A 24017-nucleotide genomic window follows, 5' to 3' on the forward strand; every position below is an offset into this window, starting at 1 on the left:
AAAACCTAAATCTCGCCATTTCAGGTGAGGTTTAGGTTTTTTTTTGCTTAGAAAATAGGATTAATTATGAAAAATCAAGCGCTCGCTGAATTAATTATTCAGCATGTAGGTGGGAAAGACAATGTCATTAGTTTGGTGCATTGTGCAACTCGCTTAAGATTTGTTTTGAAAGATGACGCTAAGGCCGATGAAGACAATTTGAAAAAACAAATTGGCATTATTACCGTGGTTAAAAGTGGCGGACAATTTCAAGTGGTCATCGGTAATCATGTTGCCGATGTCTATAGTGATATCATGCAACTGGCAAATTTTAATGACAAAAACACGCCAGATACCCCATCGGGGAAAAAAATTGGTATTTTTTCCAGACTGATTGATTTGGTTTCTGGCATTTTTATCCCTACATTAGCCATCATCGTAGCTGGTGGGATTCTTAAAGGGATAATTGAATTTTTAGTAGTCATTAGTGTGATTCAACCGAACACGCCAACTTTCAATTTCTTATTTGCAATTGCTGATGCACCATTTTATTATCTACCAATAATTTTAGGTTTCTCCGCAGTGAAAAAATTCGGCGGTAATCCCTATGTTGGTTTGGCTTTAGGTGGCGCACTGGTTCATCCTGTTATTGGTGGTATGATGAAGGGTGCATTATCATTTAACACTGAATTTTTCTCTATTCCGATCAATCTGATTCCTTATGCTTCATCAGTGTTCCCTATTATTTTAGCCAGTTGGTTTTATTGTTTATTAGAGAGAAATTTTAATAAAGTTCTACATGATTCCTTTAAAAAATTCATATCTCCTCTTTTGGGTATTTTAATCACCGTCCCTTTAACATTTGCGGTTATCGGACCAGTTGTCTCGTTTATCTGCGATCACGTCGCTACAGGTATTATCTATGTATATCATCTCAATCCTATTGTCGCATCGATGATTTTAGCCGCCGCATGGCAAGTAATGGTTATATTTGGTATTCATTGGGGATTAGTGCCTTTTATCATGAATAATATTACACTTTATCAACAAGATTTTATGTTACCGATCTTGTTTCCTGCGGTATTTGCCCAAGTTGGGGCGGTATTGGCTGTTATGCTACGCAGTAAAGACAAGCAATTTAAGGCATTAGCGAATTCTTCGGTACTATCTGGGATCTTTGGTGTAACTGAACCAGCCATTTATGGTGTCAACTTACCGCTAAAACGACCATTTATCATTGGCTGTTTATCAGCAACAATTGGTGGAGCCATTGTCGGTTATTATCATTCCGTCATTTATTCATTTAGTTTCATCAGTATATTTGCATTCTTACAATTAATTCCACGAGAAGGAATTGATCAAAGATTCTATGCCGTGGTTATTGGTTCAATTGCCTCATTCAGTTTATCGGCAATTGTCACTTATTGCTTTGGTATTGCAAAAGATAAAGTGCAAATGATTAGTGGTGAAAAAGATGTTTCACAAAAATCAGCAAATGATATCACCCTTTTTAGTCCAATGACCGGTAAACTTATCCCGTTGAATCAAGTGAGTGATCAAACCTTTGCCAGCGAATTAATGGGCAAAGGAGCAGCAATCATACCAGCGATTGGACAAGCTGTCGCACCTGCAGATGGTGAAATTGTATCGCTATTTAGAACCAAACATGCCATTGGTATTCTAACTGATTCAGGTGTGGAAATATTGATCCACATTGGTATAGATACCGTAAAATTAGATGGTCAATTTTTTGAAGCACATGTGCAGATGGGGAGTAAAGTTAAACAAGGTGATTTGTTAGTCAGTTTTGATATTGATGCAATTGAACAAGCCGGTTTTGAAATAACGACCCCTGTGATTGTGACAAATAGCGATAATTATCAAGCAGTCCAATGTATTTTTAACCAAGACGATATTAAAAGTGGTGATGCATTGTTAGCATTAACAAAAAATAAGGAGTAAAACATGTCAATCAAATTCCCACAAAATTTCCTTTGGGGAGGAGCTATTGCCGCCAATCAAGTTGAAGGGGCTTATCGTGAAGATGGTAAGGGTTTATCTACATCTGACTGTACACCAAATGGATTATTTGGTGAAATCATTAACCGTAATGAAACCGAAATCACTAGCATCAAAGATCGCGCAATCGATTTTTATCACCGATACCCTGAAGATATTGCTCTCTTTGCTGAAATGGGATTCACCTGTTTACGGATTTCCATTGCTTGGACACGAATTTTTCCCAATGGTGATGAAGAACAACCTAATGAAAAAGGGTTAGCATTTTATGACAAGTTATTTGATGAAATGGCGAAGTACAACATCAGCCCGTTAGTGACACTGTCACATTATGAAATGCCTTATCATCTCGTTACCCAATACGGCGGTTGGGGCAATCGTAAAGTTATTGATTTTTTTACCCGTTACGCCAAAACGGTATTTGAACGTTACAAAGATAAAGTCAAATATTGGTTAACATTTAATGAAATTAATATGTCATTACACGAACCCTTTACCGGCGTTGGTTTGGCTAGAAACAGTACTAAAGAACAAATTTATCAAGCAATCCATCATCAATTAGTTGCCAGTGGACGAGCGGTTAAATTATGTCATCAAATTATTCCTGATGCAAAAATTGGTAATATGCTACTTGGTGCGGTGGCTTACCCATTATCACCAAAACCAGCTGATGTTTGGGCAACACATCAAGAAAATCATGGCTGGTTATTCTTTGGCGATGTGCAGACACGAGGCTATTATCCAACGTATATGCGTCGCTATTTCAAAGAAAATCATATTAATCTTCATATTACCGATCAAGACCGCGAGGATCTTAAAGCTACCATCGACTTTGTTTCCTTTAGCTACTATATGAGTTGTTGTGGGACATCCGATAATTCGTTACGTAAAAAAGGTAATATTTTAGATATGGTACCTAATCCACACTTAAAAGCATCTGAATGGGGATGGCAAATAGACCCAACAGGTATCCGTTATCTACTGAATCTTCTTTATGAGCGTTTCCAAAAACCTCTTTTTATTGTCGAAAATGGTCTAGGTGCTAAAGATAAAGTCGAGGCTGATGGAACGATTAATGATGACTATCGTATTGATTATATGAACGATCATCTAGTACAGGTTTATGAAGCTATCGAAGATGGCGTTGAAGTGATCGGATATACCAGTTGGGGACCGATTGATCTGATCAGTGCTTCTAAAGCTGAAATCACTAAACGGTACGGTTTTATCTATGTTGATCTCAACCAAGATGGTAGCGGTAGCTTGCAACGTAGCCGTAAAAAAAGTTTTTACTGGTATCAATCGGTCATCAAATCTAATGGTGAAACATTAAAATACAAACCATCTATCTAGAATAAAAGAGGATGCACGATGAAATTGAAAGCGTTATTCATTATTGTATTACTTTCTATTTTATCAATAATCGCCGGCTGTCATTCACAGCCGGTAACTACTAATGATAAAACGGTCACAATCTATTTTGCTCGTCACGGTAAAACGCTGTTTAATACTTTTGATTTGGTTCAAGGCTGGGCTGATTCGCCATTAACGGATCAAGGGATTGAAGTTGCCCAATATTTGGGAGAAGGTTTGAAAGGGATTAAATTTGATGCTTTTTACACCAGTGATGCAGGTCGACAACGCGAAACCATGCAGGTAATTTTAAAACAAATGCAAATTAACAATGCTCCAATCCATGAATTAAAAGGATTACGTGAAGTTTTTTATGGCGGCTTTGAAGGTCAACCGAATAGTAACATGGTCATAGCAAGCATGAAACGACTTGGTTTTCATTCTAAAACCGTGTTTTATCAAGCTTATCTAGCGGGCAAAATTTCAGTTAAAAACCTGACGAACAGCATTGCCGAGGCAGATAGTAAAAATATGGCTGAAAATTTTCAACAAGTTAAAACTAGAACTACCGAAGCATTACATACTATTATACAAAATGCGTTAGATAATAAACAAAAAAATGTATTGGCTATATCTTCCGGTATGTCGATGCAAATTATGATTGATGATTTAACGAATGATCTAACGAAAAATAAACCATTGAGTAATGCCACAATAATAAAAATAACTTACCAAAATGGTCAATATGAAGTCAACGAAATTGGTAACATGGCGTACGTTAACCGTGGTCGACTGGCTTTAACTAACTGATTGATAAGCATAAAAGAACAAATTGAATTTATGTTAATCATAGCATAAGTGAATTATAGCTAAATTAAGTATTGAGATTATAGCGCTGTATTCAATTTTATATGGAGAATAATATATGAAAAATATAGTTATAATAGGAATAATCTCTACCATAACCATAAGCAGTGCCTTCGCTAGTAATAATCACGATAATACATTTGTTAACACAATTACTGACAACGACTTTTTCAAACAAAGCCACTTCGATTTTTCGACACGTAATCATTGGAAATATTTAAAAGAAAATGCAGCACAATCCAAAGAAGTTCATAGTGCTTGGGGACAAGCTTTCAAATTTGATTATCAATCAGGTTATCTATTCAATGTAATAGGTTTGGATGTGACTTATGATAATGTCATTAAATTAGGCGCTAGTGATTATTTCGCTACCCGTAATCTTCTATATAATCATGGAAAAGGATTTGATAAGCATAATGCGAAAGGATTTAATAAATTTACTCAACGTTATGCAAAAATTAAATTAACTAACGACAATTTAAGTTTTAACGCTAAACTTGGTTGGCATCATTTAAAAGATTTTGGCGTCATCAGTTCTTCGCATCATCTAACACGAAATAGTTATCTAGGGTACAGCGGTATTTTAAAATACAACAATATTGCTTTTTCCTTAGGTTATATTGACAGCACGCTACCGCGAGAATCAGCTAAAAAGGTTCACTTTTTGAGTAATGATCGAAAAAATGTGATTGATCATATTTTTACTACAGAATTAGCCTACCAAAATGACAATCTCACGTTAGATTATTCCTACGGTGAAGCGAAAGATTATTTAAGACGCCATGCCCTAGAACTATCCTATAAACCGATACCAAAAATGATACTTCGCTCTCAATTTTATGGTAGTTATGCTTTAAATAATTATGACACTATGAAAATTGATAAAAAAGAGTTCGAAAACCATGCTTGGCACTATGCATCTGATATTGAATGGAAAGAAACTGATTGGAGTATCAGAATTGGTTTAGCATATACTGATGCCAATAAACATAATGCTATAGGGTATTATGGCCGACATTTAGGTAAAAACACACGCGGTCGCTTTAATGGTCTAGCCGCTGCTGGAGCTGATTATATGCGTGATGGCGAAATCGTATTGACATCGGTACTCACTTACGATTTCTTTAAAGATAATAGTACTGGACTGTACATGAATTATGGTGAATTTAACTATAAGCATGATAGGTTAAAAAATGGTGAGATCAATGTCTTTAATATCTGGAAGCCTAAAAGTGGAACATTTAAAAATTTATCAATTTTATCCAAATTTGGCTACGGATGGTCTTACAAAACAATGAGTACTTCGGATATCACGCCAAAATTAAGACATGGCCGAGCTCAGCGATCGCCAACCTTATCAGCAGAGACAGTCATCGATTATCGATTTAATTTGTTATAATGAGGAAGAAACCATGAAAAAATTTATCCAATTAATAAGTCTCGTATTCATTTTTACTATCCAAGTATCACAATCTTTTGCAGCTGAAGTTAACCTCTATTTTACACGCCATGGTAAAACGATGTTCAATACAACTCATCGAGCTCAAGGTTGGTCGGATACCCCCTTAACTAAAGCCGGTGTTGAAGTTGCGCAACAATTAGGTCTAGGTTTAAAACATGTTGATTTTATAGCTGTTTATTCCAGTGATTCAGGAAGAGCTCGTGAAACAGCGCGTTTAATATTAGAAGCCAAAGGGGATGAAAAAAACATTATTACCGAATTAAAAACGTTACGCGAAACGTGCTTTGGCTTATTTGAAGGTGATTTAGACCCAAATATGTGGGGACCGGCTGCACAATATCTTGGTTATCCCTCTGATCAAGAATTAATGGCTGATTTCAATGCCGGTAAAATTACTATTGATAAAATGATGAATGCTATTGCAGCTGTTGAAAAGTCGGGTGAAGCTGAAAATTATGAAACGGTAAAAAATCGTATGCTAGAATCAATGTATGATATTGCGAAATCTGCTCAGAAACAAGGTGGTGGAAATGTATTAATTGTTTCTCATGGTATGGCAATACTAGCTATGATTAATGAAATGACCGAAACACCTGTTCACCAAGCATTAGGTAATGCAAGTGTAACTAAAATCCGTTATACAGATGATGGCATCTTTATTGTCGAAAGTGTGGGTGATATGAGCTATGTCGAAAATGCTAAATTGATTAAATAATTTTATAAAAATTCAATCATAACCACTCGGAAAAGAGTGGTTTTAAAACATCTTAATATCGCTAAATGATTACACGATAGTTAACCTACATAAACTAACCACATATTTAAAAAAAACAGTGTGCTAAAATTCTAAATTTTTCCAAAGTGTTTTGTAATAGATCAATTTTATTAAAACGCATAAAAACAGATCGGTATTGTTGAATAAAGAAAAGTTTAGATTGAATTTAAGCAACGATACCCAATTTCAAAAATATTTAGAGTTTAGTGTTAATTGAATTAAAATTAATTTACTTGTTTGAAATACTTTAGTGATAATTACTTAGTCTAGTCTTTTATAAGTAAATTTTACTGTTTTTAATTGATAATTTTGGAAAAATTGTTACTAATAAATAAACAAATAATTTTAAATTTAATTATTCAATTTAAATATCTATTATCTCTGCTATATCATGATATTTCTCTGTAATCGCATTTATAGAAACAATTCGATAACTAATTTAGCTTTTTTTGTAAACAGTAAAAAAATCACTTGTCAGTAATAAATTTATCAGCTATTTTACCTAGTATCTTTATTTTGAATATTAAATGTTATGAATTTACTTTGCGCTTTTGTTTTAAACTGTAATACCCATCATCATCACCATCCCTGATTAGTCTTCGGGCGTTTGGTGCTGGAAGACAAGGTCTTCCGGTTAAGCGCAAAAGATTCACAGAGCCCTCGGAAGATCCTCTTCCGAGGGTTTTTTATTGGCTTTACAAGTAATAAGTATAATTTTTCAACTTACCATTTGGAGAGGAAAATGTTAGATAATTCACGGTTACGTATTGCAATGCAAAAATCTGGTCGGTTAAGCGACGATTCAAAAAAACTATTAACCCAATGTGGTATTAAAATCAATTTACATGAACAACGCCTTATTGCTTTTGCCGAAAATATGCCAATTGATATTTTACGTGTGCGCGATGACGATATTCCTGGTTTAGTCATTGATGGTGTAGTAGACATTGGCATTATTGGTGAAAATGTACTAGAAGAAGAAGTACTTTCGCGTCAAGCAGAGGGTCAACAACCACAATTTAAAATGTTACGTCGTTTAGATTTTGGTGGTTGTCGATTATCGCTAGCTGCGCCACGAGATTTTGATTACCAAGGACCGCAATGTCTGGATAATTTACGTGTTGCCACCACCTATCCTCACCTACTGAAGCGTTATTTAAATCAATATAATGTTAATTTCAAAACTTGTTTATTAAATGGATCAGTTGAAGTTGCACCACGTGCAGGATTAGCTGATGTTATCTGTGATTTAGTGTCAAGCGGAGCCACTTTAGAAGCAAACGGTTTAAAGGAAATTGAAGTAATATATCGTTCAAAAGCCTGTTTAATTCAACGTGATGGAACGTTATCATCTGATAAACAAGCACTTATTGATAAATTAATGACCCGTATTCAAGGTGTCATTCAAGCTCGTGAATCAAAATATATTATGTTACATGCACCAACCAATGCTTTAGAACAAGTGATTGCATTATTACCCGGAGCGGAAGATCCAACCATTTTACCATTAGCTAATGAAGAAAATCGGGTAGCACTTCATATGGTCAGTAGTGAATCCTTATTCTGGGAAACAATGGAAAAACTAAAACTGTTAGGCGCTAGTTCAATACTTGTATTACCTATTGAGAAAATGATGGAGTAAAAAAGATGATAATCACTCATTGGCAGAATTGTAATCAACAGGAACAAAAAACGTTATTAACCCGCCCTGCGGTAAATGCATCGCAGTCTATCAGTGAAGCTGTCAATGCCATATTGCAGCAAGTTAAAGAAAAGGGCGATACCGCGTTAAAAACCCTGTGTCAGAAGTTTGATAAAGTTATCTTAGAGGAAATAAAACTCAATAGCCATCAAATCAGTCAAGCTAGCAACCGAGTCAATCCAGAACTCAAGCAAGCCATGCAACAAGCAGCAAAAAATATTGAGTTATTTCATCAGGCACAACGCCATCCGCCAATCATGGTTGAAACAATGCCCGGCATTCAATGCCAACAGGTCACTCGACCGCTTCAATCGGTGGGATTATATATTCCTGGCGGCTCTGCTCCTTTGCTTTCAACTGTTTTAATGTTGGCTATTCCAGCTAAAATTGCAGGTTGTAAACAAGTGATTTTATGTTCCCCACCGCCAATTGCCGATGAAATTTTATACGCGGCCGAATTATGTGGTGTTTGCGACGTTTATCAACTTGGCGGTGCTCAAGCTATTGCTGCCATGGCATTTGGCACCGAAACAATCACACGTGTCGACAAAATTTTTGGTCCTGGTAATGCATATGTTACAGAAGCAAAACGTCAAATAAGTCAACGTATTGATGGTGCAGCAATTGATATGCCAGCCGGTCCTTCTGAGGTACTAGTCATCGCCGATCATCAAGCTAATCCAGTATTCATTGCTGCCGATCTATTATCACAAGCTGAACACGGTCCCGACTCACAAGTTATTTTACTCACGCCTGATGAAGATCTTGCTAAAGCTGTATCTGTAGAGGTAGATAAGCAATTGGCATCATTATCAAGAAAAGCGATTGCACAACAGGCTTTAAGTCAAAGTCGCATAATCATTACCTCCGACATTAATCAATGTATTGAAATAAGCAATCGTTATGGTCCAGAACATTTGATTATTCAAGCCCAAAATGCGCCAGCATTGGTAGAAAAGATTAGCAGTGCCGGATCAGTATTTCTAGGCGCTTGGTCACCGGAGTCAGTAGGTGATTATGCTTCCGGTACCAATCACGTATTACCAACATATGGTTATACAGCCACCTACTCAAGCTTAGGTCTAGCGGACTTTCAAAAAAGAATGACGATTCAACAATTATCTCCACAAGGATTATTAGCCATTGGTAAAACGGTTGAACTGATGGCTGAAGCAGAACAACTTACTGCACATAAACAAGCGGTAACGTTACGACTTGCGGCATTAAATAAGGAATCACAATAATGACAAATCCTATAGATATCACAAAATTGGTTAGAAAAAATGTTCGTGAACTTACCCCTTATCAATCAGCACGTCGGATCGGCGGTAAAGGTGATATTTGGTTAAACGCTAATGAGTATCCCATTTCACCTCATTATGAATTGAAACAACAAAATTTTAATCGTTACCCTGAACCACAACCCCAACAGGTTCTAGAACGTTATGCTAATTATGCTGGCGTTAAACCTGAACAGTTAATAGTCAGTCGAGGTGCAGACGAAGCGATTGAATTACTGATGCGTGCCTTTTGTGAACCGCAACATGATAGCATAATTTTTTGCCCTCCCACTTATGGTATGTATCTAGTCAGTGCCCAAACATTAGGTATTAATTATAAAGCAATTCCTCAAACCGTAGATTGGCAATTAGATTTGCCGACGATTGAACAAAACCTTAATCACGTCAAATTAATTTATATTTGTTCACCTAATAATCCCACTGGCAATTTGCTTAATCCTAACGATATTAAGAAACTATTAACAATGGCAGCAAATAGAGCGCTCGTCGTCGTTGATGAAGCCTATATTGAGTTTTCTCATGAAAATTCGATCGTTAGCTGGTTAGCTGATTTTCCACATCTTGTTATATTGCGAACGTTATCTAAAGCTTTCGCCTTAGCTGGATTGCGCTGTGGTTTTACCATTGCCAATCCACCGATTATAACTGCCTTGCAGAAAATAATCGCACCATACCCATTAGCCACACCTGTTGCTGACATTGCAGCCCAAGCTCTGACTAATGAGAATCTTATTGCGATGCAATTACATGTTGTTAACTTAAATAAACAAAAACAAAAATTGATCGAACAACTGGAAACGCTCAATATGGTAGAAAAGATTTACCCAAGCGATAGTAATTATATTTTGGTGAAATTTAAAAATGGTCAATACATTTTTAAAACATTGTGGGAAAAAGGGATCATTTTGCGAGATCAGCATAAGCAACATGGTTTAGCTAATTGCATCCGTATTTCAATCGGAACAACCGCTGAATGCGATGCCCTCGTTCATGCATTAATGACAATTCATAATAAGGATGAATAATATGGCGCAGAAATACCTTTTTATTGATCGCGATGGCACTCTAATTACTGAACCACCGATTGATTTTCAAGTGGATAAATATGAAAAACTGGCATTAGAAACCAATGTCATTCCAGCGCTATTAAAACTACAGGCTGCTGGCTTTAAATTGGTGATGGTGACCAATCAAGATGGATTAGGAACGGAAAGCTTTCCGCTGGCAAGTTTCGAAGGACCACATCAATTAATGATGCAAATTTTTCAATCACAGGGAATTAAATTCGAGAATGTATTAATTTGCCCTCATTTTCCTAAAGATAATTGTGATTGTCGTAAACCGAAAATTCAATTGGTGTTACCATATCTTTTGGATGGTAAATTAGATAAACAAAATAGTTATGTAATTGGTGACAGAGAAACCGATTTACAATTAGCTAAAAACATGGCAATCAATGGATTACGCTATCATCCAGAAATATTAAACTGGGATGAGATTGCGCAACGTTTAACCACTCCGGACCGTTATGCTAAAGTTGAACGTCACACCAAAGAGACCCAGATCTTAGTAGAAGTCTGGCTCGATCGTCAGGGTAACAGCATGATACATACCGGCATCGGCTTTTTTGATCATATGCTTGACCAAATTGCCACACATGGTGGTATTAAATTAAATATCCAGGTTGAAGGTGATTTGAATGTTGATGATCACCATACGATTGAAGACACTGGATTAGCTTTAGGTGAAGCATTAAAAATAGCCTTAGGTGATAAACGTGGCATTACCCGATATGCTTCTGTAATCCCAATGGATGAGTGCTTAGCGAAATGCGCAATCGATATTTCTGGTCGGCCATATTTAGTCTATAAGGCGCAATTTACTCATCAAAAAGTTGGCGATATGAGTACGCAAATGGTAGAACATTTCTTCTATTCTTTATGCTATGCTATGGCTATCACTTTACATATGGAAACAAATGGCGATAACGATCATCATCGTATTGAAAGCCTCTTTAAAGCATTTGCACGTACTTTAAAACAAGCAATAAAAATTGAGGGTAATAATCTACCAAGTTCCAAGGGAGTGCTGTAATGAATATTATTATTATTGATACTGCGTGCGCTAATCTAGCTTCCGTTAAATATGCTATTGAACGCTTAGGATATCAACCGATGATCACCGATGATCCCGATCTTATCTTAAAAGCAGACAAACTACTATTACCCGGTGTAGGTGCTGCAAGTGCAGCAATGGAGCAATTGGCACAACGGCATTTAATAGAAGTAATTAAAGTCTGTACCCAACCAACATTAGGCATTTGTTTAGGTATGCAATTATTTGCTGAACATAGCCAAGAAGGTAATGTGGATACTTTAGGTTTTATTAAGGAAACTATTGCCAAAATACCTGATTGTGGGTTACCTTTACCACATATGGGTTGGAATCAAGTTTACCCGAAAGCAGGCAATCATTTGTTTCGGGAAATTCCAGACGGTTCTTATTTTTATTTTGTTCACGGATACGCATTACCTTTATGTTCAGCAACTATTGCAGAAACCAAATACGGCGAAAACTTTACCGCTGCCGTTCAAAAAGACAATTATTACGGCGTTCAATTTCATCCCGAACGTTCTGGCTTAGCAGGTGCAAAACTGCTGAAAAACTTTCTGGAGATGTAATACTAATGCAAAAACCAATTATTATCCCTGCATTGGATCTCATTGATGGTCAGGTAGTTCGTTTACATCAAGGTGATTATGCGCAAAAACGTCAATATAGCGATGATCCCTTATACCGTTTACAAGATTATCAAGCACAAGGTGCACAACTACTTCATTTGGTTGACCTAACTGGTGCAAAAGATCCTAATGCTCGTCAAATAGCGCTGATCAGTAAATTAATTAATGGGGTAACTATACCCGTACAAATCGGCGGTGGAATTCGTCAACAAGCAGATGTTGAAGCACTATTAACCGCTGGAGCAGAGCGAGTAGTAATTGGCTCAACCGCAATTACATCTCCAGAGATGGTTAAAAACTGGTTTAAAACTTATGGTGCTGACCGCTTCGTATTGGCATTAGATGTTCGTATCTCACCTAATGGGCAAAAATATGTTGCTATTCATGGTTGGCAAGAGCAATCCTGTAAAACTTTGGAACAGATTATCGAAGATTATCTGGCTGTTGGTCTTAAACATGTTTTATGTACTGACATCGCAAAAGACGGCACGCTAACAGGTTCAAACGTCGCTCTTTATCATGAAATCAGCCATAAATATCCGCAAATTGCTTTACAAGCATCGGGGGGAATAGGTGATATTAATGATGTGAAAGCATTAGAAAAAAGTGGTGTTTCAGGCATTATCGTCGGTCGTGCTTTATTAGAAGGAAAATTTACCGTTAGGGAGGCGATTACATGTTGGCAAAACGTATAATTCCTTGTCTGGATGTCCGAAATGGGCAAGTCGTCAAAGGCGTGCAATTTCGTAACCATGAAATTATCGGTGACATCGTGCCATTAGCCAAACGCTATGCAATAGAAGGCGCCGATGAATTGGTATTTTATGATATAACTGCCTCTTCAGACGGACGCGTTGTAGATAAAACTTGGGTAGCTAAAGTCGCAGAAGTCATCGATATTCCATTTTGTGTGGCTGGCGGTATTAAGACCATTGATGATGCTGCTAAAATTTTATCATACGGCGCAGATAAAATTTCAATAAACTCCCCTGCCCTAGCCGATCCAAACTTAATTAGTCGGTTAGCCGATCGCTTTGGTGTACAATGCGTTGTAGTGGGTATTGATACTTGGCATGATGAAAAAACTAACCAATATCATGTTTATCAATATACCGGGGATGAAAAACGCACAGTTGCCACTGTCTGGAATACACTTGATTGGGTACAAGAAGTCCAAAAACATGGAGCTGGTGAAATCGTACTTAATATGATGAATCAGGATGGTGTTAAGCAAGGGTATGATCTAACGCAATTAAAATCAATACGTCAAATATGCAAAGTACCTTTAATCGCATCTGGTGGGGCTGGTAAAATGCATCATTTTCTTGATGCTTTTAAACAAGTTAATGTTGACGGAGCCTTAGCTGCATCAGTTTTTCACAAACAAATTATCAATATTGCTGAATTAAAACAATACCTAGCAAATAATGGAGTGGCAATACGCTTATGTTAACAACTCAACAAATTACGCAATTAGATTGGCAAAAGGTCAATCATTTAATGCCGGTAATTATTCAACATGCTGTGTCCGGTGATGTATTGATGCTTGGGTATATGAATCAAGATGCCCTACAGCAAACCATCGCAACAGGTAAAGTAACTTTCTATTCACGGACTAAAGCACGATTATGGACTAAAGGCGAAAGCTCCGGTCATTTTTTAAATGTAGTTAAAATCGCCCCTGATTGCGATCATGATACCTTACTGATATTAGTTAACCCAATAGGGCCAACCTGTCATAAAGGTACGATGAGTTGTTTTGGTTCCGCAAAATCCGATTGGGGTTTCTTATTCGAATTGGAACAATTACTTGCTTCACGTAAAACAGCAGATCCGAAGTCATCTTATACCGCCAAATTATATCATGACGGAACCAAACGCATTGCACAGAAGGTAGGTGAAGAAGGCGTCGAAACCGCTTTGGCAGCTACCGTACACGACCAAGAAGAGCTAAAAAATGAATCCGCAGATTTGATTTATCATTTATTAGTCTTATTACAAGATCAAAATTTATCCTTACAAGATGTGATTGGTATTTTAAAAGCGAGACATCAGTAAACGAATCGGGCTATATTGAACTATTTTTAACCGAGTTTAATTGATCATAGGTTAAAAATAGTTCATCTCCCATTATTTGATACTGCCTTTCATCCTAGTAACATTATTTTTAATGCTAATTGTTAATTGCCATAAATTGTTGGGTATTATAAACATCACTAAAATTAGCTAATGCACTCATAAAAGCGATTTGTACTTGCTCAGCTTTGACTGTTATTGATTGAAAGGTAAGATCGCGTGTTGCACAAGCATCAGCAATCAAAATTGGTTGATAGCCTAATTCGGCTGCTTGACGTGTGGTTGAATCAACACACATATGACTCATCATACCACAGATGACGACTTGTTCAATATTAGCTCGGCTTAGTTCAGTTTGCAAAGTGGTATCTTTAAAACTATTTGGATAATGTTTACGGATGATAACTTCATTATTTTCAACTTTAATTGGTAATAAACGAGAATGAATGTTAATACCCGGTGTATTTGGTTTAAAAAATGTGGCACCTTGTCGTACATTAACATGTTGAATATAAAAAATAGGTTTGTTTTGTGAACGAAAAAAGGTTTGTAATGCCAATGTATTTTGCAAGGCTATTTTGGTATTTACCAACGTCATATTACCATTATCAAAATAATCATTTTGTACATCAATAATAATTAACCCTTGTTTCATGATTTACTCCTCATTTAAAAAAGTGTTAACTTATTATGTAAGATTAACTAAAATAACGATACAGCTTACTGAAAAGCTTTACTTAAGATTATTTTCAATTTGAAAAAGATACCTTTTATGGATGATAAAGATAAACAAATTCTTTCAATATTAGCTAACAATAGTCGTTTATCGTGGAAAGCAATAGGTGAAAAAGTATTTCTAACCGGTCAAGCAGTTGGTGTACGTGTACAACAATTGCAGGATAAGGGGATTATTAGCAAATTTACCACCCAAATTTATTACGCAAATTATCAATTTATCACTTTTTATATGAACAATCACTCATTTAAAGAATTTGAACAAATGGTTTGTGCTTATCAGCAAGTTTTGACCTTAGATAAAATTACAGGTGATGGATGTTATTTTATTCAATCCTGTTTTGACCATGATGATTTGATAAAATTTATTAATGAAATCACGCCTTATGCGCGTTATAAAATCAGTTATCGCTTAAAATCAGTAAAAACATAACGTTTTTTATTATTTTTATACTTGCATCTTAATAATATAAATAATTTTTAATCAATTTGTTAAAGTCAATTTATTATATTAACACCAATCAAACAATAAACTTTTTCACCAAGATAGTGTATGATTAACTTAAATTTGCATAAAAAATTGGATTTATAGATGTACCGATGGTTCGAAAAAAGAGTCAATCCCTACCCTAAAGATATTCCCTCTAGCATTGCCAAAAATTTGTTTCTATTTTTGTGGCAAGTGACCAAAGGCATGCGGTTTTATATTCTATTATTAATTTTCTTTACCGCTACGACGGGTGCATTTGAAGCGTTTTTATTTGCTATGATGGGGCAAGTGATTGATAAACTTAGTGACGTTATCCCTCATGAACTTTGGCAAAAAGAGGGACGAACTTTAATCATCTTAACTATTATTATTGTCGCCAGTACGCTATTAGTTGCCTTGCAAACCACTATAAAGCATCAAGTTTTAGCGGGTAATTTTCCAATGCGACTTCGTTGGAATTTACATCGTTTAGTATTGAATCAAAGTATGCGATTTTTTCAGGATGAGTTTGCCGGACGCGTTTCAGCAAAAGTGATGCAAACGGCACTTGCCGTTCGTGATACCTGCTTTTTGATCGCTGATATTTTAGTATTTGCCATAATCTATTTCTTCACTATGTCACTTGTCCTCTCTGGTTTCGATATTTGGTTTATTGTTCCATTCACCGGTTGGCTATTGTGTTATGTAGTAGCACTGTTCTATTTTGTTCCGCGATTAGGTAAAGTTGCTAAACAACAAGCCGATGCGCGTTCGCTCATGACCGGACGCATAACTGATGCTTATACAAATATCATGACAGTAAAACTCTTTTCTCATTCGGGAAATGAAGCAAATTATGCAAAGGATTCAATGGATGGTTTTCTCATTACTGTCAATAAACAGATGCGATTAGTTAGCAGTTTTGAAATAGTCAATCATATTCTCAATATTAGCTTAATATTAAGTACAGCAGGACTAGCACTTTATCTTTGGAGTACTTCAATCGTCGGTGTGGGAGCGATTGCCGCGGCAACCGCAATGGCATTACGTTTAAATGGATTATCACACTGGATTATGTGGGAAATGACAGCCTTATTTGAAAATATTGGCGTAGTACAAGATGGCATCAATACTTTTTCTGCGCAACAAGAAATCAAAGATCAAACTAATGCAACTGAACTTAAAGTAACTCGCGGTGATATTCAATTTAATAATGTTTGTTTTCATTATGATAATCGTGCCAATGATCCCATTATTGAGCAATTAAACTTGAATATTAAATCAGGAGAAAAAATAGGTTTAGTGGGTCGTTCTGGCGCCGGTAAATCAACGCTAATTAATCTATTATTACGTTTTTATGATTTACAAAGTGGACAAATATTGATAGACGACAAAGATATCCGTACCGTTACCCAAGACAGTCTACGCTCACAAATTGGTATGGTTACCCAAGATACTTCTTTGTTACATCGATCAGTACGAGAAAACCTTTTATATGGTAATCCTAATGCAAATGAAGAACAAATGCGGCAAGCAGCTCGTCAAGCAGAAGCAGAGAAGTTTATCCTAACCTTACGAGATGCCCAAGGACGTAGTGGTTATGATGCTTATGTGGGGGAACGTGGAATTAAATTATCCGGTGGGCAGCGGCAACGAATCGCGATCGCCCGAGTAATGTTAAAAAATGCCCCGATCCTATTATTAGATGAAGCAACAAGTGCTTTAGATTCAGAAGTTGAAATAGCAATCCAAGAAAGTCTTTATCAGTTAATGGAAGGTAAAACGGTTATTGCTATTGCGCACCGTTTGGCAACTATAGCAGCAATGGATCGCCTAATTGTGTTAGATAACGGTAAAATTATTGAACAAGGCAGTCATCAAGCTTTATTAAAACAAAATGGACTGTATGCCCAGCTCTGGAAACACCAAAGTGGTGGTTTTCTTGGCGAGATCTAGTTTGCGCAATATCAACTGTAGTCATTAAATCGCTACAGTTGATTAGGTAGATAGAATAAATTTCAGATTATTAATTTTACTGTCCAATTATTGCTCAGTATTGGCGACAGTTTTGCCATTACTGCAACTTATAAATTAACGAAAATACATAGCAATTAATTGTCCATCAATTTCACGTATTCTCACAGGTGTATCAAAAATATCCTGTAAAACATCCGCTCTCATTATCTCTTTTGGTCCGCCTTGGTAACACAGTGCGCCCTTTTTCATCGCTAAGATATAATCGGAATAAGTTGAAGCAAAATTAATATCGTGAATTACCAATATGATTGTTTTACCTAAATCATCTGCTGCTAAACGAAGCTGTTTCATCATCGCCACTGCATGTTTCATATCAAGATTATTTAATGGTTCATCGAGTAAGACATAATCTGTATCTTGACACAGAACCATCGCAACATAAGCACGTTGACGTTGTCCACCAGATAACTCATCCAAATAGCGATGACGTAATTCTAATAAATTAAGAAAAGATAAAGATTGGCTAATTTTTTCATCATCTTGAGCGGTTAAGCGCCCTCTTGTATAAGGATAACGGCCAAATCCGACTAACTCTTCAACCGTTAAACGACTATTGAATTGATTTTCTTGACGTAATATTGATAACCGTTTAGCAAGGATATCGCTTTTGGTAGTAACTACATCTAATCCACTAACATTAATTGTACCCGTGTCAGCCTTTAACAAGCGTCCAATAATTGATAATAGTGTCGATTTACCTGCACCATTAGGACCTATGATAGAAGTTATACCACCTCTAGGAATTGTTGTAGTGATATTATCCAATATGACGGTATCATCATAACATTTTTTAATTTTATCAATAACAATCACATTAAAACCTTTTTAATATCAAGTAAATAAAGAAAATACCGCCAAAGAACTCCAACACTACCGATAATGAAGCTGACATATTTAGTCCATATTCTAAGAAAAGCTGACCGGCAATCAAAGCAATCATAGCCAATAAAAAAGCTGTGGGTAACAGGTAGCGATGTTGATGACTACCGGCTAGTAAATAAGCTAGATTTGCCACCATTAAGCCTAAAAATGTTAAGGGTCCAACTAAAGCAGTAGACACGGCAACCAAAATCGACACCAATAATAAAGTCGTCATGACATGACGTTGATAATTTAAACCTAAATTAATCGCGTGAGCACGACCTAAGGCTAACACATCATATACATAACGTTTGCGCCAAATTAATAATCCAATTAAAATAATGACAATTGCCGAAAAAGCAATTAAATCTGGTGTTGCCCGTGTAAAGGTTGCAAATATTCGCCCTTGCAAAATTGCAAATTCATTTGGATCGAGTAATCGTTGCAATAAATTAGAAGAACTACGGAATAGTTCCCCCAAAAGGATACCAATCATTAACACCAAATTTATATTGTAATTTACCGTTTTAAATAGCCATTGATAAAGTAAAAGTGAGAATAAGACTAATAAACTGGTTTCAATCGCAAATTTGATAATATTAAATAACCAGAATGAATTTGTCGTACCGCTATAAAAGAAGATCGCGACGGTTTGAATCAAAACAAACAGATTTTCAATACCCATCAAAGAAGGGGTTAAAATACGATTATTACTCACTGTCTGAAAGATAACCGTTGAAATACCTGCGACAAAGGCAACAATCACCATGGTTAGCAAAATATAGCTTCGACGTAACAAAATATACTGTAGATTATTGCCTAACTTTACTGACATAAAGATAGCCATCAGTGCCAGTGCCACCGCGCCATACAACATAATACGTCGGTTAGGTGTTAAATAACGTTCTGTTAATGTTATAAAATGTTTAATGCTTTGCATAACCAGCTTGCTTAATTAATAAGTAAAGAAAGATGATAGCGCCAATAACTCCCAAAATTGAACTAGCAGGAATTTCATATGGTCGAATGATAACACGGCCAATCATATCGCATAAAAGCACTAATCCAGCACCGGATAAACATACGTAAGGTATTGTTTTACGGATATTATCTCCCATTTTTAGACTGATTAAATTGGGAATGATTAAACCAACAAATGGTAATAATCCAACCACCACAATCACAATACCGGTCGTTAACGCGATTACTGATAATCCCATCGTCATCACTTTACGATGATTAAGTCCAACATTGATGGCAAATTCTCGGCCCATACTCGCCACTGTAAAATTATCAGCAACCCAGTATGAAAATAGAGTTAACAACCCAACCAACCACAATAATTCATAACGCCCTTGCAAAATACCTGAAAAATCACCACCATAAATCCAAGCCCAAAGCGATTGTAATAGATCAAAATACATAGCAAGAAAAACCGTTATGGCACTGATCACGCTGCCCAGCATGATTCCAACTATTGGTACGATGAGCGCGGATTTTAAAATAATTTTTCGTAAAATCAGCATAAATAATGCCGTTCCTAATAACGCAAACAGACTGGCAAAGATCATTTTAACGAAAATAGATACAGTAGCCGGAGCCAATATCATAACTAGTAATAATCCTAAACCGGCCGATTGAGTGGTCCCTGCTATAGAGGGTTCTATAAAACGGTTCTGCGTCAATATTTGCATAATCAACCCTGCGACACTGAGCGCACTACCAGCAAGTAATAGGGCAATGGTCCGAGGAACACGACTAACAATAAAAATATATCGCATTTCTGCATCAGACAAGATACTTGATAGCGTAACATCGGATACACCGATAAACAGACTTGTCACAGACAAGCCTGTAAGAACCAAAATACTGATGAATAGATTAAAAGACTTCATTATTTTTTAATCATTTTCTAAAATAACTTTATCGGATTCCGATAGTGTGCCTTCATCTTCATCAAAAACTGGATTGTTATCATCATCTTCTAACGCATTTTTATCCAAAGCCAGTTCAACTTGATCCAGTAACTTGATATAAGTTTGAATACCCCCGGCGATATAAATTGACGCTGAATCCAGATACACGATGCGATCATGTTGCCAAACTTTGGTTTTATTTACTAAAGGATTATCAAGCAATTGTTGTGCAGATGGTGAATCAGTGTTACCAATAGCATTATCACGATCTATAACAAATAACCAATCCGGATCAGCGGTGAGTAATAGTTCAGCGTTTATCACATTGCCATGTTTACCAGTATTAGCAAATGTTGTTGCTGGTTCAAATCCTAATTCATCGTAAATGAATCCAAAACGTGATCCAGGACCATAACCCGACATTTTGCCGCCAGTAACTAAAATTACCATAGCCGTACCTTGATTAGCAGCTTTTTGTTTTACGGTGGCAAGTTTTTGTTTGAATTGATCAATTAATTGTTGGGCTGCTTGTTGTTTATTAAAGATTTGCCCTAGTTGTCTAACACGTTCATTTAAACTTGGTAAGAAATTTTTGTTATCAATTGCTAAAGAAATGGTTGGAGCAATTTCACTCAGTTTTTGATAAGCATCACTAGCTCGTCCACCAGCAATAATTAAATCAGGTTGTAGATTACTTAAAACTTCATAATTTGGTTCAAATAACCCACCAGCATTAACGTAATCTTGGCTTTCATATTTTTGCAAGAATGGGGGTAACGAAGCATTTGTCTGTGGCACAGCTGTCACCTTAATACCTAGTGCGTCCATACTATCTAGCGTAGCGGGATTAAGTACGACCACTTTTTGTGGTTCAACAGGTACCGATGTGGTTCCTTGTTCATGATTAATTGTAATCATTTTTATTTCTACGGCAGGTACTTGTTTACTGGTATTGGTTAATGACGTGTTTAGTGTGGCATTTTTATCATCGCAACCTGTTAAAGTTACGGTTAATATTAATGTGCATGCGATGCTTATGGTTTGTGCGAACTGGCGAACTAACATTTTATTACCTCATTTTGTAAAAGAGACTTATTATCATTATCAGAGATCGAGGCTCAATATAGCAAAATTTACTGCTGATAAAAATAAGATTATTCAATTAGATATTTAGCTGTCTAAATTATAAGCACATTATGAACTATAACATTCATGAATATTTGTAGCGATAAACGTTGAAATTAAAAGATAACACTTTGATAAAAATAAATTTATTGTTTTTTATTTGTGATTAATTCACTTTGTGAATGATGAAGTTTTGTTAATTTGATCAGCTACATATAAACCACTCGCTGCCGCCTGCGATAAAGAACTTGTAACCCCTGAACAATCACCAATAATATACAATCCTTTTACTTCGCTCATAAAATATTGATCTGTATGAACAACCGGTGCATAAGTTTTGCTATCCATTGCATATAATATGGTATTGCCATCAATAGGTTCACCTAATAAATGGGCTAAGGCATAAAGAAAATCACAAGTATAAATGATATAATCCATTGGCGTGAATGTAGCTAAATTAGCAAATTCTGCTTGAGCTAAAGTAGGTTCAATAACATATTTTTTATCACTAAATCGTCGATCAATATTTGCTAATCGCTGCATAATTATCTTATTCTTACCCTGATTAATCTTAGTAATAGTTTGTTTTAAATAAGCATCAGCAGCTTGACGTTGTTCAAACCATTTAGGAATAAATAGGGTAAAATTGAGATTATGACTTTGATCAACTTCACGAGCATTTTGTCCGTCTGGCATGACTAGCCCGGCTTGGTATTTTGCAATAACATTACCGCGCGGATTCATGCAATAAGTTGAGGCACTATATTGCTTTGTTTGGTAAATTAATTTAGTTTCAAAGCTTTTTTGTAATAGCGATTGCAATTGTTGATTATGCATTTCAATTCGAAAACCTAAATCCAATTGCGTTTTTCCATAGGAAAGTTTTAATTGCTGCGCAATAGGTTCAAACCAATCTAACCCACTACGACCTACAGCAATAATGACTTGTGACGCGATAATTGTATTATGATTGGTTAAATTTATCTTAAAAAGCTTATTCTGCGGAATAATATCCAAAACACTGCAATTAAAAATAAAATCAATTTTTGAGGTTAACTCATTGGCAAAAGCTTGTAATATGCTGATTGACAATGATGTACCTAAGTGACGCGTTTGCGTTGTTAGCGTTTTAAAGCCATATTTGTTAGCACGATGAGCTAAATCTTCATCGTAAGTATCATATAGTGGACATTGAACTGCGCCAAATTGACACAATAGTTTATCAACTTGATGTTGATAAACCATACTTTGTTCGGCACCAATTTTTAACGCCAAATTACCACCAAAATCATTGGTAAAATTATATTTTCCTTCCGATAAACCAAGCCCACCAAAGCCAAAGTATCGTTGCGAAGAACGGTTGCTCGCTATATTACTACCTAATTGGCGCAATCGGTCCGTCAGTGGCGAACCAATATCGATTAATAATATTTTTTTTGCATCTTTTGTTAAGCGGAGAGCCGAAAAAATTCCCGCTATGCCAGCGCCAATAATGATAACATCATAATTTTTCATGTACATCCGTTTTAGTAAAGTACTGAATTTTGATTAACCAATAACGTCCAATTTTGCCTGTAGCTATGCCGGCTAATATGGCTATTGCCAAAAATGCAACAATATTAATTATTAGAGCTGGAACTAAATTAGCATATCTTTCATAATCACCGTAAACAGGTCGGGAAAAAATTTTAACTAATAAAATAATTATCATAGCCGAAAGTGCAAGGCATATTAATTCAGTTACTGCAATCAAACAGACAGATTTGATAATCATTTTTATTTCAAATTCTCGACGCTCAATTTTTTTATGTCTAATAAATTTGATTAGTAATATTAAATTAGTAATGGATGCCAAATAAATTAAAGAGTTAACAATTTTATATAATATAAAAGACCCATCAATAAACCCAATTCCCAAAGCAACAATATCGGGCAGAAGACCGAAACAGATAATTAAATACAAAAGAACAAAAAAAACAAATTGAATATATCCGATTGAGCCAATATTAGCTTCATCAGTTATAATTATCGGAATGCGTCGGTATTGTTTGTTTAGTTTAAATCGAATTACTATATGGATAATTACATAACTAATCACAAAAAAAGTCACACGTTCGGCAAGCAATACAATTCCATATTTTGATACAAAATTAATTGATTTATTGCTAACTAAATCAATTAATTCATAGCTAACTAAAATAACACCCAAACATCCAAGTATTACCGTAGTTAATGTTAATAAAATGACAAATAAGGTATTTCGCAAATTAATGCAATACATTGCAGTTTGTAGTATGCCATAAGCGATCAGTAACATAATATATGAACTACAAAGTAGGCATTCAAATAAATCTAATGAAATGAAAAAGTTTGAATTTTGACTAATTTCATATAATAGTTCGCCAAAAATCATCAAAGTCAAATAAGTAATAATAAAACTCAATAATGGTAAATAAAAAAATTTATTTTTTTTCCAGTAGCTGCTTGAAACCATAATAGCCTTTCCGTGTTGCAAAATTTAAACGTAATAAATACGCTCAGAGTGATATCATATTCATTTTATGATCCATCATGCCAACAAAATTTAACAATTTGGGTT

The 24017-nt window shown here is 35.7% G+C and carries 21 protein-coding genes, 1 pseudogene and 1 other annotated feature; of the genes and pseudogenes, 15 read left to right on the plus strand and 7 right to left on the minus strand.

Annotation, left to right across the window (positions count from 1 at the left end):
• The first annotated feature begins 66 nt into the window (after positions 1-66).
• From JMI89_RS08970 to hisIE, 13 genes are all read left to right on the plus strand, one after another.
• Complete coding sequence (locus tag JMI89_RS08970) at positions 67-1941, plus strand: beta-glucoside-specific PTS transporter subunit IIABC (RefSeq protein WP_187755385.1); 1875 nt, start codon at positions 67-69, stop codon at positions 1939-1941.
• Between the two features lie 3 nt (positions 1942-1944).
• Complete coding sequence (locus tag JMI89_RS08975; RefSeq protein ID WP_220679884.1) at positions 1945-3351, plus strand: glycoside hydrolase family 1 protein; 1407 nt, start codon at positions 1945-1947, stop codon at positions 3349-3351.
• A gap of 18 nt (positions 3352-3369) precedes the next feature.
• Entirely contained in the window at positions 3370-4161 is a 792-nt protein-coding gene (locus tag JMI89_RS08980) for a histidine phosphatase family protein (RefSeq protein WP_187755387.1), read from the plus strand.
• Between the two features lie 115 nt (positions 4162-4276).
• Positions 4277-5617 (plus strand): OprD family outer membrane porin, encoded by a 1341-nt coding sequence (locus JMI89_RS08985; RefSeq protein ID WP_187755388.1) that lies wholly within the window; start codon positions 4277-4279, stop codon positions 5615-5617.
• A 13-nt stretch (positions 5618-5630) separates the two neighbouring features.
• Positions 5631-6395 (plus strand): histidine phosphatase family protein, encoded by a 765-nt coding sequence (locus JMI89_RS08990; RefSeq protein ID WP_187755389.1) that lies wholly within the window; start codon positions 5631-5633, stop codon positions 6393-6395.
• 633 nt (positions 6396-7028) lie between these two features.
• Positions 7029-7146, plus strand: a sequence feature (His leader region).
• Between the two features lie 51 nt (positions 7147-7197).
• Complete coding sequence (hisG, locus tag JMI89_RS08995) at positions 7198-8097, plus strand: ATP phosphoribosyltransferase (RefSeq protein ID WP_220679885.1); 900 nt, start codon at positions 7198-7200, stop codon at positions 8095-8097.
• A gap of 5 nt (positions 8098-8102) precedes the next feature.
• Complete coding sequence (hisD, locus tag JMI89_RS09000) at positions 8103-9401, plus strand: histidinol dehydrogenase (protein WP_220679886.1); 1299 nt, start codon at positions 8103-8105, stop codon at positions 9399-9401.
• A complete protein-coding gene (gene hisC / locus JMI89_RS09005; protein ID WP_187755392.1) occupies positions 9401-10483 on the plus strand; it encodes a histidinol-phosphate transaminase in 1083 nt (360 codons plus the stop codon). Before hisD ends, hisC begins: the two co-directional genes overlap by 1 nt.
• 1 nt (position 10484) lies before the next feature.
• Entirely contained in the window at positions 10485-11552 is a 1068-nt protein-coding gene (gene hisB / locus JMI89_RS09010; protein ID WP_220679887.1) for a bifunctional histidinol-phosphatase/imidazoleglycerol-phosphate dehydratase HisB, read from the plus strand.
• The gene (gene hisH / locus JMI89_RS09015; protein ID WP_187755394.1) at positions 11552-12139 is read left to right on the plus strand and encodes an imidazole glycerol phosphate synthase subunit HisH; all 588 of its coding nucleotides are present in this window, start codon (positions 11552-11554) and stop codon (positions 12137-12139) included. Before hisB ends, hisH begins: the two co-directional genes overlap by 1 nt.
• A gap of 17 nt (positions 12140-12156) precedes the next feature.
• A complete protein-coding gene (gene hisA, locus JMI89_RS09020) occupies positions 12157-12894 on the plus strand; it encodes a 1-(5-phosphoribosyl)-5-[(5-phosphoribosylamino)methylideneamino]imidazole-4-carboxamide isomerase (protein WP_187755500.1) in 738 nt (245 codons plus the stop codon).
• Complete coding sequence (gene hisF / locus JMI89_RS09025) at positions 12876-13652, plus strand: imidazole glycerol phosphate synthase subunit HisF (protein ID WP_187755395.1); 777 nt, start codon at positions 12876-12878, stop codon at positions 13650-13652. The genes hisA and hisF overlap by 19 nt, the downstream gene beginning before the upstream one ends.
• On the plus strand, positions 13646-14257 hold the full coding sequence (gene hisIE, locus JMI89_RS09030; protein WP_187755396.1) for a bifunctional phosphoribosyl-AMP cyclohydrolase/phosphoribosyl-ATP diphosphatase HisIE: 612 nt from the start codon (positions 13646-13648) through the stop codon (positions 14255-14257). Before hisF ends, hisIE begins: the two co-directional genes overlap by 7 nt.
• A gap of 115 nt (positions 14258-14372) precedes the next feature.
• On the opposite strand, the gene JMI89_RS09035 is transcribed toward hisIE, so the two are convergent.
• Positions 14373-14930 (minus strand): cysteine hydrolase family protein, encoded by a 558-nt coding sequence (locus tag JMI89_RS09035; protein WP_220679889.1) that lies wholly within the window; start codon positions 14928-14930, stop codon positions 14373-14375.
• Between the two features lie 117 nt (positions 14931-15047).
• Between JMI89_RS09035 and JMI89_RS09040 the strand changes: the two genes are divergently transcribed.
• Both JMI89_RS09040 and JMI89_RS09045 read left to right on the plus strand, forming a co-directional pair.
• Entirely contained in the window at positions 15048-15443 is a 396-nt protein-coding gene (locus JMI89_RS09040; RefSeq protein ID WP_220679890.1) for an Lrp/AsnC family transcriptional regulator, read from the plus strand.
• 159 nt (positions 15444-15602) lie between these two features.
• Entirely contained in the window at positions 15603-17435 is a 1833-nt protein-coding gene (locus tag JMI89_RS09045; protein WP_220679891.1) for an ABC transporter ATP-binding protein, read from the plus strand.
• A 135-nt stretch (positions 17436-17570) separates the two neighbouring features.
• On the opposite strand, the gene JMI89_RS09050 is transcribed toward JMI89_RS09045, so the two are convergent.
• The 6 genes and pseudogenes from JMI89_RS09050 to JMI89_RS09075 all read right to left on the minus strand — a co-directional run bounded on the left by JMI89_RS09050 (position 17571) and on the right by JMI89_RS09075 (position 23912).
• Positions 17571-18329: an ATP-binding cassette domain-containing protein gene (locus JMI89_RS09050; protein ID WP_220679892.1), complete on the minus strand. Its 759-nt coding sequence runs from the start codon at positions 18327-18329 to the stop codon at positions 17571-17573.
• 1 nt (position 18330) lies between these two features.
• Entirely contained in the window at positions 18331-19317 is a 987-nt protein-coding gene (locus JMI89_RS09055; protein WP_187755401.1) for an iron chelate uptake ABC transporter family permease subunit, read from the minus strand.
• The gene (locus JMI89_RS09060) at positions 19304-20272 is read right to left on the minus strand and encodes an ABC transporter permease (protein WP_220679893.1); all 969 of its coding nucleotides are present in this window, start codon (positions 20270-20272) and stop codon (positions 19304-19306) included. Before JMI89_RS09060 ends, JMI89_RS09055 begins: the two co-directional genes overlap by 14 nt.
• 87 nt (positions 20273-20359) lie before the next feature.
• Positions 20360-21358, minus strand: a pseudogene (locus JMI89_RS09065) (siderophore ABC transporter substrate-binding protein); the annotation flags it as partial.
• A 231-nt stretch (positions 21359-21589) separates the two neighbouring features.
• Complete coding sequence (locus tag JMI89_RS09070; protein ID WP_187755404.1) at positions 21590-22933, minus strand: NAD(FAD)-utilizing dehydrogenase; 1344 nt, start codon at positions 22931-22933, stop codon at positions 21590-21592.
• Positions 22920-23912: a hypothetical protein gene (locus tag JMI89_RS09075; protein WP_220679895.1), complete on the minus strand. Its 993-nt coding sequence runs from the start codon at positions 23910-23912 to the stop codon at positions 22920-22922. Before JMI89_RS09075 ends, JMI89_RS09070 begins: the two co-directional genes overlap by 14 nt.
• Positions 23913-24017: the final 105 nt, after the last annotated feature.

Source organism: Frischella sp. Ac48, from assembly GCF_019641635.1.
Lineage (GTDB): Bacteria > Pseudomonadota > Gammaproteobacteria > Enterobacterales > Orbaceae > Frischella > Frischella japonica.